This window comes from Phascolarctobacterium faecium DSM 14760, assembly GCF_003269275.1.
Taxonomy (GTDB): Bacteria; Bacillota; Negativicutes; order Acidaminococcales; family Acidaminococcaceae; genus Phascolarctobacterium; species Phascolarctobacterium faecium.
Map to the genome: position 1 here is coordinate 691,626 of NZ_QLTS01000001.1, position 13,005 is coordinate 704,630.

12 protein-coding genes are annotated in these 13,005 nt (G+C 47.1%); 3 read left to right on the forward strand and 9 right to left on the reverse strand.

Features of this window, described 5'->3' with window-relative positions; translation table 11 throughout:
* Nucleotides 1-90 precede the first annotated feature (90 nt).
* Entirely contained in the window at nucleotides 91-1,149 is a 1,059-nt protein-coding gene (locus C8D73_RS03390) for an ABC transporter substrate-binding protein (RefSeq protein WP_113077282.1), read from the forward strand.
* A 54-nt stretch (nucleotides 1,150-1,203) separates the two neighbouring features.
* On the opposite strand, the gene C8D73_RS03395 is transcribed toward C8D73_RS03390, so the two are convergent.
* From C8D73_RS03395 to C8D73_RS03435, 9 genes are all read right to left on the reverse strand, one after another.
* Nucleotides 1,204-2,820, reverse strand: coding sequence for an FAD-dependent oxidoreductase (locus tag C8D73_RS03395; protein ID WP_113077283.1), 1,617 nt, complete (start codon nucleotides 2,818-2,820; stop codon nucleotides 1,204-1,206).
* 2 nt (nucleotides 2,821-2,822) lie between these two features.
* Nucleotides 2,823-3,386, reverse strand: coding sequence for an alkyl hydroperoxide reductase subunit C (ahpC, locus tag C8D73_RS03400; RefSeq protein WP_113077284.1), 564 nt, complete (start codon nucleotides 3,384-3,386; stop codon nucleotides 2,823-2,825).
* A gap of 309 nt (nucleotides 3,387-3,695) precedes the next feature.
* Nucleotides 3,696-4,841, reverse strand: coding sequence for an autotransporter outer membrane beta-barrel domain-containing protein (locus C8D73_RS11330; RefSeq protein ID WP_249033576.1), 1,146 nt, complete (start codon nucleotides 4,839-4,841; stop codon nucleotides 3,696-3,698).
* Entirely contained in the window at nucleotides 4,733-6,472 is a 1,740-nt protein-coding gene (locus C8D73_RS03410) for a hypothetical protein (RefSeq protein WP_113077286.1), read from the reverse strand. The genes C8D73_RS11330 and C8D73_RS03410 overlap by 109 nt, the downstream gene beginning before the upstream one ends.
* On the reverse strand, nucleotides 6,472-7,824 hold the full coding sequence (locus tag C8D73_RS03415) for an autotransporter strand-loop-strand O-heptosyltransferase (RefSeq protein ID WP_211305771.1): 1,353 nt from the start codon (nucleotides 7,822-7,824) through the stop codon (nucleotides 6,472-6,474). The genes C8D73_RS03410 and C8D73_RS03415 overlap by 1 nt, the downstream gene beginning before the upstream one ends.
* Nucleotides 7,825-7,828: 4 nt before the next feature.
* Nucleotides 7,829-8,209 (reverse strand): helix-turn-helix domain-containing protein, encoded by a 381-nt coding sequence (locus tag C8D73_RS11535; protein WP_113077287.1) that lies wholly within the window; start codon nucleotides 8,207-8,209, stop codon nucleotides 7,829-7,831.
* 378 nt (nucleotides 8,210-8,587) lie between these two features.
* Nucleotides 8,588-9,385 (reverse strand): peptidase C39 family protein, encoded by a 798-nt coding sequence (locus C8D73_RS03425; RefSeq protein ID WP_113077288.1) that lies wholly within the window; start codon nucleotides 9,383-9,385, stop codon nucleotides 8,588-8,590.
* Nucleotides 9,386-9,400: 15 nt separating this feature from the next.
* Entirely contained in the window at nucleotides 9,401-10,903 is a 1,503-nt protein-coding gene (locus tag C8D73_RS03430; RefSeq protein WP_113077289.1) for a CCA tRNA nucleotidyltransferase, read from the reverse strand.
* A 72-nt stretch (nucleotides 10,904-10,975) separates the two neighbouring features.
* Nucleotides 10,976-11,806, reverse strand: a complete 831-nt coding sequence (locus C8D73_RS03435) for an arylamine N-acetyltransferase family protein (RefSeq protein WP_227202430.1) — start codon at nucleotides 11,804-11,806, stop codon at nucleotides 10,976-10,978.
* 173 nt (nucleotides 11,807-11,979) lie between these two features.
* On the opposite strand from C8D73_RS03435, the gene C8D73_RS03440 reads away from it, so the two are divergent.
* Nucleotides 11,980-12,180, forward strand: coding sequence for a 4Fe-4S binding protein (locus C8D73_RS03440; RefSeq protein WP_021717331.1), 201 nt, complete (start codon nucleotides 11,980-11,982; stop codon nucleotides 12,178-12,180).
* Nucleotides 12,173-12,748 (forward strand): 4Fe-4S binding protein, encoded by a 576-nt coding sequence (locus tag C8D73_RS03445; protein WP_113077291.1) that lies wholly within the window; start codon nucleotides 12,173-12,175, stop codon nucleotides 12,746-12,748. Before C8D73_RS03440 ends, C8D73_RS03445 begins: the two co-directional genes overlap by 8 nt.
* The last annotated feature ends 257 nt before the right edge of the window (nucleotides 12,749-13,005 follow it).

A 13,005-nucleotide genomic window follows, 5' to 3' on the forward strand; every position in this document is an offset into this window, starting at 1 on the left:
CCTCTGTTTATTTAACTCTGCTTTAAGATCAGGCTGTCTCCCATGAGGCAGCCTTTTTTATAACACATTAAAGGGGAAGTGTTTAGCTTTATGAAAAAACTTACATATTTACTGACCGCTCTCTGCTTTGCCGTTCTGCTGGGCGGCTGCGGATCGGACAACTCAGCTAAAGATGCCGGAGCGCCCCAGGTCCTGAACCTTTACGGGTGGGCAGATTATTTTGATCCCGATGTTATATCTGATTTTGAAAAGCAAAACAACTGCAAAATCACCTATGACGTTTTTTCTAACAATGAAGAACTGCTGGCTAAAATGCAGGCAGGCGGAGCCCAGTTTGATATCATCATGCCTTCCGACTATATGGTAACTACCATGCGCAAGCTGGATATGCTGGAAAAACTGGATCTTGCCAAGATCCCCAATGCAAAATATATCAGTGCTGACCTGCGCAAGCTGCCCTTTGACCCGACCGGCGAATATACCCTGCCTTATACCACCGGCATCACCGGTATCATCTATAACAAAAAATATGTCAAAGAAACTCCTGCCAAATGGGACGATCTGTGGAACCCGGAATATAAAGGACATGTACTGCTTTTGAATGACTGCCGCGAAGTTTTCAGTGTAGCCCTGAAAAAACATGGCTGGTCTAATAACAGCACTGACCCGGCTCAGGCAGAAGCAGCCTTCAAAGACTTGAAGCAGCTCAACAGCAGTGTTATTGCCTACGATACCGAAACCCTGAAACAAAAGTTTATTGCTGAAGAAGGCTGGATCGGCATTATGTGGTCAGGCGACGCCGCCTTTACTTACAGAGAAAATAATAATGTCGGTTTTGTTGTCCCAGATCAGGGCTCACTGATCTGGTCAGATAACTTTGCCATACCCAAGGGCTGTAAAAATAAAGAACTGGCCGAAAAATTTATGAACTATATGTACGACCCCAAGGTCAGCGCTAAAAACTGGGAATTTATGAACTGCGCCAATCCTAATGACGAAGCACTCAAATATCACTCCCAAGCCTACCTTGATGACCCCATGCTGAAAATTGGCAAAGAAAGCATCCCCAAAGGCGAATGGCTGACCGATATCGGCGACAGTATCACTATGTACGACCGTTACTGGACTGAGCTGAAAGCTGGTCAATAATAACAAAACAGGTTCACCGCTAAAGCGGTGAACCTGTTTTTATTAACCTGCATCTCAGCCGATCAGCTGCAGCAGTTCATCGATATTCTTTTTACCAAAGCTGATCTTATCATTATAAATCAGACAAGGCACACTCATAATTTTATATTGCTTGCGCAGCTCCGGGAACAAATTGATATCAAATACATCTATCTCGATCCCGTCATTTTCAACTGCCAGCCTGCCGGCTGCCATTACCAGCTCGGGGCACATCGTACAGGACAATGAAATGACCACCTGCAGCTTTTTCCTTCCGCTCAGCGCTTTGACCGCAGCCAACTGCTCCTCACCGATAGCCTGACCCGGCCCGGCCGCATTATACAGTGTCACGATAAATGAATTAAACTCATGACCTCCCGGCACACCGTGAAAACGGAATCCTAAAGACGTTCCGTCCGCACGGCAGACCTCGATATACGGCAGCCCGTTTGCAGCCTCCCCGGCTTCTTCCCAGCGCAGATGAGCGCTTAAGGGTGTCAGCTCGTTTAAAAAGCCGCGTATTTCTGCCGCCGCCCGGCTGTTATCCAATGCGGCCCGCAGTAATAAATCATCTGTAAATTTTGCAAAAACAGGCGTCAGCTGCGTTTTAATAGCTTCCGAAATAAACGCGCCGTCATCGGCAGCAGCTGCTTCCGTCTGCTTAACTGCCGGCTCCGTGATTTGCTTTTTAGTTACTGCAAAACGCGGCAGCTTCAACTTATCGTGCAGCTGTGCAGCATATTTCTCAAGCGAAGTAGCCGCTTTGGCGCCGTCAGACACCGCTGTGACCACCTGCCGCAGATTTTTGATGCACAAGTCACCGGCGCCATAAACGCCGTCCAGATTAGTCTTTTGATCCATATCGGTGACCAGATAACCTTCACAGTCAGTTTCCAGACCGTTCAACAGCGGGCCGCCTACAGGAACATACCCGGCAAAAACAAATACGCCGAAGGTCGCGTCACTGGTCTCATAACGTGTACGTTCACCGGTCTTGCAGTTTTCATAAACAGCATAACGCAGTACGTCTCCTCCGCCGACTTCCAGCATGGCAGTATTATACAGTACTGTTATCTGCTCGTGCCGTTTCGCTTCATCGGCGATCGACCCGGCACAGGTAAAATCATCACCGCGCACCAGCACTGTCACATGCCGCGCATAACGGGTCAGAAAAATCGCTTCTTCGGCAGCAGCAAAACCACCGCCCACAACAAATACATCCAGGCCAGTAAAAAATTCGCCGTCACAGGTAGCACAATATGCTACGCCGCGCCCGCGGTATTCCGACTCGCCTGTGAAACCCACCTGCCGTGGCACGGCTCCCATAGCCATGATCACACCCAGCGACTTAAAGGTTCCCTTATCGGTATGCACCTCTTTGATATCGCAGTCCAGCTTACTTTCCAAAGCCTCTGCCAGTAAAAACTCCGCCCCGAAGCTTTCTGCCTGCAGACGCATCTGCTCAGTAAGCTCTTTACCCGTAGTTTTTAAAACGCCCGGATAATTTACCACCTCGGAAGTAATCGTGATCAGACCGCCGATCTTCTCTTTTTCGATAACCAGCGTCTTATACTTGGCCCGAGCCATATAAACGGCAGCGGCAAGGCCCGCAGGCCCGCCGCCGATGATGATGACATCATACATCCGGTCCATGATCAGATAATCCCTACCAGATCAAGGCTGGGTTTCAAAGTGCTTGCGCCAGGCTGCCATTTGGCAGGGCAGACCTGATCGCCATGTTCGGCAACAAACTGCGAAGCCTGCACACGGCGCAGCAGCTCATCAGCATTACGTCCGACATTGCCGGCAATAACTTCATAAGCTACGATCCTGCCTTCCGGATTAACGATAAAGCTGCCTCTTTCGGCCAGGCCGTCAGCTTCGATCATCACATCGAAATCTCTTGCCAAAGCCCCGGTCGGGTCAGCCAACATCGGATACTGTATTTTTTTGATCGTATCCGATGCATCATGCCATGCCTTATGGACAAAATGAGTATCGCAGGATACGGAATAAATCTCGCAGCCGATTTTTTTGAATTCTTCGTATTTATTCGCCAGATCCTCTAACTCAGTCGGGCACACAAAAGTAAAATCAGCCGGATAGAAAAAGAACACCGACCATTTCCCTAAAATATCTTTTTTAGTAACCTCTTTAAAATCTTTGCCTACATAGGCCTGAACCTTAAAATCGTTAACTTCCTTGTTGATCAATGACATAATAACTGCCTCCTTATATAAACATAAATTAAGTTGCTTTAGTTAGCGTTCGCTAACGCACCTTTAATATAACATATGTCATTTAAAAACGCAAGGGAAATTTATTTGAAATTAATAATTATTATTGTAATCGTTTTATACCCTCATAAACCAAAATGCTTTTAAAAGACTCTGTACCGTATAAATTACTGCTAACAATATAAGCAGAAAATAACAAAGCAAATCAGCGATATGAAACTTACTTCATATCGCTGATTTTTTACATTACTAAAATTAGTACTGCCATATAACAGTGCCTCAAATCCTCACTTAAAACGTGAACCTTAGCCCGGCATTGACGCTCCACTTTTTGTTGATGTCGCCGCCGAAGCCGCGCGTCACTTCACCGTAGAAGTTGCCCGTTTTGCTGATCCTGACGTTACCGCCCAGACCCAGCTCAAACCATGTATCACCGTAATCACTATGTTCTCTCAAAATATCGTTGGCACCACCTGCATCCGATGTCAGCTGCAAATCACGCTCCCCTGCAAATTCGTGTAGCAGGTCGGCTTTGATATAGATATCGCTGTCGTTTTTGACCTTTTGTCCCAAAACAAAGCCGATACGCCCGATAGCACTATTCATGCCTTCGATATAGCCGTTGGCTCCTCTGTCGGTAGTGTAGCTGATGCTATTTATTCGTCCCATCGTAAACTGTGCCTGTGGTTCGAAGAAAAGACCCTGATGATAATCAAAACGCTGTCCGTATTCCACACTTATACTGTAGACATGGTGCTTGTAGTCAGCTTTGTCCGGATAACCGCCATAAGATTTCAGATCCGTTGTAAAACTGCCGTAACGGGCTGTGACGTTGGTATAGGTGCCGCGATTCCCCTGCCAGACACCATATAAACTTAACGCTGTCAGTTTGTCCTTACCGCTGCCGTAGGCATAGCTACCTGTGCCATCACCGTAATCAATAGCTGCACCGTAAACACTTTTATCGGCAAATATTTTATCATAACCCAGTTGGTACAGGTTATAGCGGCCTTCGTAACCGCTGCCACTGAAGCGTCCGGTCTGCGTACGAGCCCAAATCCCGTTGTCATGCTCAGTACTTCCATGCAGCTCACCCAAGCGGCTGCGCAGGCTGTCCGCGGTGTTGCGCCACATGGCGTAGCTGTTCTCGGCGTCAAACAGCAATACTTTGGTATCATTATTCGCTGTTTTCACGATTCTTGACAAATACCACTGGTTGGTCTCTTTATTTAAAACAGGTGTCGCATCCCACAAGCCACCGTTATTAGCGGTAATTCCTTCGAAGTTCAACCTGCCGCTCTGGTCATCGATCAACAGCAGCCTGCCTGTCAGTTCCGTATCACTGACGATGCTCTGATCGTTGACATAAACAGCATACGTTCCCGTGCCGTTATTAGTGCTATTGACAATGATCTGATCGCCAGTATTATTAGCCAGATCCGTATCCATATAAATATTGCCGCCTGTACCCTGAGGTCATTAAGGGTCAGCATCTGATAAACAGGTGCCACACGCAGATTTGGCATAATGCCAGCACCGTTTGTCAGATCTAACACACCATTATTGATTGTCAGAGTATTTGCCAGTGTATAAGCACTGTCTGTCTGCCTCAGCCGCAGGCTGCCTCCGTCTAAAACAGTGCCGCTGATTACCGCACCGGCTTCGATATACTGCATGCCGCCGCTGCCAACAGTTGTAGCAGTAGCCGTACCACCGCTTCTGACGATCTGGATGCCGCCTAACAGATCAGTTACTGTACCAGTTCCGCCATCATTGACCTGTTGCTGTCCATTGTTCATCGTCTTTATCGAACCAACACAAGCACTGCCACCGCTATAGCCGACGATCTGCAGACCGCTGTTCATTATATTGATCGTTCCTGTGCCAACCCCTTTATAACTAGGGTTATTATTATAACCAATCATTTGTATACCATCTTCCAACGTATCGATGCTGCCATTAGCTATACCAGACAGCCCTATAATCTGCATGGCGCTGGCACCTGACATTATTGTTATACTGCCGTTGTTGCCAGCCCAGATCTGTTGCTGCCCGCCAACCATGCTTATTATGGCACCACTGGCATTTTCATATCCAGGATTACCGATAATCTGTCGGCCACCATACATGGCACTTATTGCACCTGTAGCACTAGCATGTATAAACTGTAACCCTTCAACCATAGTTGCTATCTCAGCATTAGTATTCTTTCCCAAGGTTTGGGAACCGCCATACATCGTATCAATACTGCCTGAGCCGGCGTTAATAGCCTGTGACCCGCCGCTCATAGTCCCTATATGCCCCTCCGCACCGGCTGATTTGATCCACTGCCAGCCATCCAGCATAGTCCCCACAACGCCGCTGCCACCATGAATTGTTTGCACCTGTTGATTGTAGGCGCTGGTAGCGTTCATAACACTGACAATACCTACGCCGCCGGAAATCACCTGATTTCTTTGCATACTATCGCTTGTATCCATTGCCTTGATGATACTGGTACCGCCTGAAACATGATTTTCCTGTTTATTGACATCAATAATACAAGTACCGCCGGAAACATAAATCTGATGTTCGCTGTTGACGACACTGACATTACCTCCTTCTACACGAAGATCTTGATTATTAGAAACAACACTGACGTTACCTCCTGACACAGTCACAGAACCTATATTGTTCCCGATATTCAGTGACCCGCCATCAACTACATTTATCTTGGCTCTGTTGGAATCTATTGTACAAGTGCCACCGCTGGCGACATAGACACTATCATAATCATCAGTACTGGCAATACTTCTGTTCTCGCCGACACCAACACTGTAACTACTGGCAGCCTCGGCCTTGCTGAAAACCATTTCGTCCACATAGCCTGCCAGTATGGGTAAAACTTCATAGGCATATGATTGCATTTCTTCCTGCTGAGCTTCGCTGACTGACTGTTTAGGCGCTGGCTCCTGCTGTTCTGTCATAGCCACTGCCACTGCCGGCGCAGCAGTGTTGACCAGATTCATCCCCATAACCACCGTTGCCAGAATACTTTGTACCTGTAATTTTGTTTCTCTCTTTTTCATCACTGCTCACCCTTTGTCTTCTTTTTATTCACAGCTTGTTCTTGCGGCTTTAATTTATAGTCTTCCATCAACCGATCAATGACTTTATTCACAGCTTCCGGCGTAATGTAGCGGCTGCATTCAAACTGTCTGTCGCTGCCTTTTAGCCGTGGACACCATTCAAAGTCCTTATGGTCAAATACTACCCGCGTATCATTCCAGCAGCCATTGCAAACATGGTAGCTAATGACTCGGTACGGCGTCTCAAATTCATTTACCGGCAGTGTAAAACCGCTGATCAGCACTACCGGTATCCCCACCCCATTGGCCACCCAGCTAAGCCCGCTGGACAGACCTATGAAAAAATCAGCATGGTACAAAAGATCGATCCGCTCCTGCAAGGGTCTGCGCCCGGTAAAATCTTCCGCGCCGTAAGGAATGATGTTAAATCGGCTGCCCATACCATAATTATTTTCTCTATCAATGCACAGTACTCGGTAGCCAAGTGTTTTAAGGTGTTTTACCACGTTCAGCCAGCCACGTCCGTTGTTCCAGTATTTGGCCTGACTGCTGGCCTGCGCCGCGATGCAGACGTATGGATCTTTAATCCTGCGTACTTTATCCCTCGGTAACAGTTTAATACACTGTTCGTCTACTTTTAGTCCCAGAATACAGGGTGCGTTTTTATGCAGCCCCACTACTCTGAAATCTGTCGGCTGGTGTTCCCTGTCATCACATGGAAAGAAAATGCCCATGTAATAACTAGCATAAAGACCGTCCGGCCGTTCTTCCGATTGGACAAAGTTGATCTCCGGATAGCCCGGCTTGATGATCTCGATCATCTCTTCCGCCATAGCGCAGTATAAATCGCACTCATGCTTTTTTCTAAAGACTTCGGCATAAGGGAACCATGCCAAAATATCTCCTAAAATACCGACAGGAAATTTTATAAGCACTTTTTTCCCCTGTAAATCCAGGTCATGGGCAAAAATCAACTTATCTCTTTCGTAGACCTCGATGCGGAAATCGACAAAATACTTTTTACTACTGGTCACAAGCACGCCGCTGGCATTAGAATCGTACAATGTCAAACAGGCTTCCCGGTCCAGAAATCGTACCCTGTAATCACCAGCCGGCACTTCGACACGAGCGCCGTAGTTAAAGTCGAACCTGATACCCTCAAGGCCGCTGTCCTGAGTAACAGCCCCAGCGTAAAAGCGCATATAGGTTTTTGCAGCGGTGCTGTCAGAATTGTCCTTACAGCTGTCTTTATCAACAGTTTTGCTACTGCTGGTGCAGTTTCCCCTGCTTGACACTTCTTTTTCCAGATGTTCAGACTGCCGGCCTTTCTCTGCTGCTTTCACTTCAGCCATCTTACTACTCCTTTACGCTCAGCCTCTTTTTCTGCTTATGACGCTCAATTTTTATATAAATACAGCATCTGCAAAATCTGCTGCCTTCTTCCCGCATATAAACTTCCTGTCCGCTAGTCTTATGCGCCTTTGCACTGGCGGCTTTGGCTTCCGCCGACTCTGGAAATGTTCGGGCATCAAAGATATTTTCCATCGTGCAGCCGAAAGCATTAGCGATGCGCAGCAACAGCTTCAAATTTATTTTTACATGACAATGCTCAATATTACTCAGGTGAGTCTGGCTGATACCGATACGCTTTGCCAACTCCCGTTGGCTGAGCTGACAGGCAGCGCGCAGGAATTTGATGTTGTTTCCGAGTTGCTGTAAACATTTTTCGTCATACATTTTAGCGTCACCACCCTTGCTGCAATTTTAAATATTTTTAGTTGCATATCTTTATATTAAAACAATTTATTATGCATCATTAATTTAAAAACATTTGTTAAAATAATATTCTAATTTATCATAGCACGTTTGTACCCCCCCGTAAGACACTTACTTTGAGACTGTGTAAACCGTCTTCGAGTCTTGCCCGGCGCATTCCGCAGGCGGCTTTACAACTGTAGGCGTCTGCGCTGGTTTACATTGCTTTCTGTATGCTATGCCGATTGCGTCTGCGTAATTAAAATCTACAATAAAAAATTCCTGCACCAGCAGGCTGGGTAAAATAAAAAAACGCAGACTATACAGTCTGCGTTTTCATTTCATTTGCAATTAATTATATTATGATTTTGTCCCGTCCTGTGTTTTCATATCTATCAGAGGTTCATATCCGACCGGCGGCTCTGCTGCCAGCCACTGCTGCTTACGGTCACCGGCTGCAAACAGATGCGAATCGAACCACATATAGAAGAATTTTTCAGCCGGCACAACAACGTAGCCGTCCTGTAAATGATCGGCCGTATCATAAGGATCAGCCATAATCAGTACGTCACTGCTGGTTAGGTCATCCGTGCCCATTGTGTCATAGCCGATAATAACACGCCAATGCCCGCCCCAGTCTACATTTTCTACCATAATAGGTACATTGCGTTTAAGATGCTCGACTACAAATGCTTTGAATTCCTGTGTATTCTGCGGTGTTTTATCTTTATCAGCTGACGAAGTTACCTGCCAGCCTTTTTTCTTAAAATATTTGACCATACCTTTAGTATTAGTCCCGGTATAGGACTTTGTCCCCATAATCTTGCCGATCGCCAGTTCATCTTCCTCGCTGCGTCCCTGAAAATGTTCGACCACCATCAATGCAGCGGCAGGGCCGCAGGTATATTCGGTAGTTTGCTGGTAGGTACGGAACTTCGGCAGCAGCACAAGCGAATCAGTAGGCTGCATATTATAAAAATCGAGCTGCTGAAAATAAGGCGATTTAGGCACATTGGCCAGTCCATTGTAGGACGACGCCCCGGCACTTTTGGTATCATAATTTGACGGATATGGTATCTGATTTTCATTACTCATACCCAGCATCAGCAACGCTGATGCTGCAACAAGCAGTGCGGCAAACAATTTCTTTTGTGGCATTAGCTTCCCTTCTTTCTAGTGACGTTTCTGCCAGCCTCTGACTGCTTCCTCTAAAGCAGACCTTTCGTTAGGCAGATTGGTGCTTTGCACTCTCTGTAATAAATATCGCATAGCGTCCCTGATCTTGCTTTTATCTTCTAACAGCACAAGCACATCATGGCCGCTGATCGCCAGATCCTTAGTATGAACAGGCATTTTACTGCGGGCCAGTTCCAGCACCGCCGTTCCCAAAGCGCGTCCTTCCTCCATCAGTTCGGTATTCTTACCGGCGTGAGTAGCACCCATATCTGCTAAAAATACTGCTACCAGCTGTTCAAAAGCAGCAGTCATTTCATGACTATCTTTAAAATTACCGCCGGCCGCCTCGCTGCGCAGCCAACGCAGCAATGTACGTTCACCCGTTACCAGCATCGGTGCGAAGCGCATATGCCTTGACACCAGCCATACTACTCTTTGCACAAAAGGAGCCGGATAACGCAGCCGACTTAAAATAACTTCTGCCATAACGGCGCTTTCAGCTTCGTGACCATGATCACTGGGCTGACCTTCTTTATTAAGCCTGCGGATACCAGGAAGACCTTTAGCTACATCGTGCAAAAGCAGGGCCCAACGTATTGCCAGCTGACGCGGACTGTTATCAACAGCAGCCAGAGTATGCTCCCATACATCGTAGCAGTGAAAACGCTGGTTCTGCGGCAATCCCGCCAAATGCTCCAGCTCCGGCAAAACATATATTTCCCGATAAGTTCCCTGTTCACGCACACGGCAGCGTCCGGCCGCCAGCCCTGTCGCCATCAGCAGCATCAGTCCCTTGCCGGCCCATTTGCCGAGCAGCAGCTTATCCAGCTCTGTCCGCACACGTTCCAATGATAGCCCGGCACTGCGGCTAACAGGAAAGCTGTAGCTCTGCGGCAGGTAATACGGCGTCTGCGGCTGTCCAAATGCCGGGCCGGCGCCCTGCCGCTGTACATAATCAAAGCCCAGCTGACCTACAAAGCGGCAGGCTCTGTACATACGCAAAGCATCTTCCTGATAACGGGCTGGCGCATCACCGACAGTACGCAGTATTTTCTGCTGCAGGTCCTGCCTACCGCCGTGATAATCGTATACATTGCCGGACTGATCCAAAGCCATGGCATTGACGGTAAAATCGCGCCGCGACAAATCAGCCTCCAGGTCGTCACAATACCAGACCTGCTCCGGTTTATGCGCATCCCCGCCGTAGGCTTCGCCACGGAAGGTAGCAATTTCTACCGTTTGGGAGTCCCGATGCACAACAACGACACCGAAGTTCTGCCCCAGTTCGCCAACAACAGTAAACCCGGCCGGTTCTAAAATGCTGATAACAGACTCGGGGCGGGCCGATGTTGCAACGTCAAAATCGCCGGGTGCCTTTCCCAGCAGCAGATCGCGTACGGCACCGCCTACAACATAGGCTGCAAAGCCCTGCTCTGTAAGCAGCGTCAATATTCTGTTGATAATGGGCGGCAATAAAAATCGCCTGTTTTCAGCAGTCATAATCTCACTTTTTTTAGTTAATTTATTTTATCATAAAGTTTCAAATCATAGCAACTTTTTCCAAGCCAAAATTTAATCATTCTGGTCAATACCGCCATTAGGAAGCGGATAATCGACGGCAATACCAAAATACTCCCACAGCACTCCCTTTAAGTCGTATTCAGTATTGATGGTATAGCGGTATTTGACACGTCCACCCAGATAAAACTTTAAAAGATTTCCCCGGATCGTGATATTGCAGTCTTCGCGAAAAACAGAGATCGCTTTGCCTTTATTGAGCGGCGAATCCGGATGAAGGTCTGTATAAATGCAGGCGGGAATAAAATCCATATCCAGCTGCTGTTCTTCTGTAAAGCCAAACAGCCTTTTCCATGGTTTACGCCGTTCCTTCTGCCACAGCAGCCAGCCAAAGAACGGATCGCGGCTGAATTTATATTCGCAGATACCGTCACTCTGCACTTTGCCCTCTGCCATTTCGAGCGGACAGCGCGGACTTTCACTGTTGACTCCAACATCAGTCAGATAACGTTTATCTTCCAGTTCGATGCACATTACCCGATGCCGGCGGATCTGGTATTCCTCCAGCCGGTCGATAAAACGGGCCGCATAACTTGTGACTTTATAGCCCAGAGATTCCAGCAGCCAATTATACAGGCCGTTCAGCTCAAAGCAAATGCCGCCGCGGTTTTTCATAATGATTTTGGCAAACATATCATCATGCTCGAGCGAAGTCAGCCTGCCGCTCAAAATATCCAGATTCTCATAGGGCACATATTTCAAATGCGCGTCCTGCAGCAGCTTCAGCGTCGCCAGGTCAGGCGGCGGTACAACCTGCGGCAGATGCAGTTTACGCAGATATTGACATAATTGCCAATGGTTCATCAATGCGGTTTGCTTTTTCATTCCCATCACTCCATCCGCAATTATTCTCTTTCCTTTATTGTACCGCAAAAATATGTGTTCCTGCAGAAAATTTTACAACGCTGCGCCTTAACCTGAAGTTAATAAAATATGGCTAAAAGATCATAAATAGGTTACAATAAAGTTAGAATGAATCTTGTCGGTGAGGCGATAAAATGAGTAGCAAGCGTTATGCGCAAGTTGATAAGGAATATTGTGTATCCTGCGGCACCTGCACTAAGGCCTGTCCGCTTCAGGCAATCAGCGTGCCCGATGGTATCAGCGCAGTTGTAGAACTGGCTCGCTGCATCGGCTGCGGTCTGTGCGCCCGTGAATGTCCGGCATCTGTGATCAAGGTGGTGACTGCTGATGTCTAAACGCAATCACTGGTATGATTACCTTTGGGTCCTGACGGCGCTGTATCTGGCTCTGGGCTTTTTTAATATTCTTTTCGCCTGGCTGGGACTGCTGTGCTTTTTCATTCCGCTTATCATGGCTTCTACATTCGGCACTAAATCATATTGCAATAAATACTGCGGCCGCGGGCAGCTATTCGAGCTGATCGGCAACAGTTGGAAGCTTTCACCAAAACGCGATATCCCCTCCTGGATGCGCTCACATACCTTCCGTTATGGCTTCTTGCTGTTTTTTACAACGATGTTTGTCAATATGCTGGTTTCTACCTACCTGGTCTTTACCCATGCTATCTATTTTCATAAGACAGTCAGCCTGCTGTGGACTTTTGACGTACCATGGCACTGGGCTTACAGCGGCGGTGCGCAGCCATGGGTCGCGCAATTTGCTTTTGGATTTTACAGCATCATGCTGACCTCCAGCATTCTCGGTATCATCACGCTGCTGCTGTTCAAGCCGCGTTCCTGGTGCGTTTATTGCCCTATGGGCACGATAACGCAGCTCATCTGCCGCTGGAAACATCGTAAATAAACAACAGCTAAAAAGCAGTACACATTTTCAAACGTGTACTGCTTTTATTATGCCAATTTCCGGGCAATCAGCACATCCATGCAATGCTGATATATTTTCTGTTAATAACATTATTCTCGCCTCTTTCTTTCAGTATAACAAACCTCATGGCGAACTCAATAACTTGTTTTTTGAAAACCAGTTCTTATCCAAACTCCAGTTTAAGTACTGTTTAACATTAAATATTTCTAATATATTTAATTATATAATACCGCTAT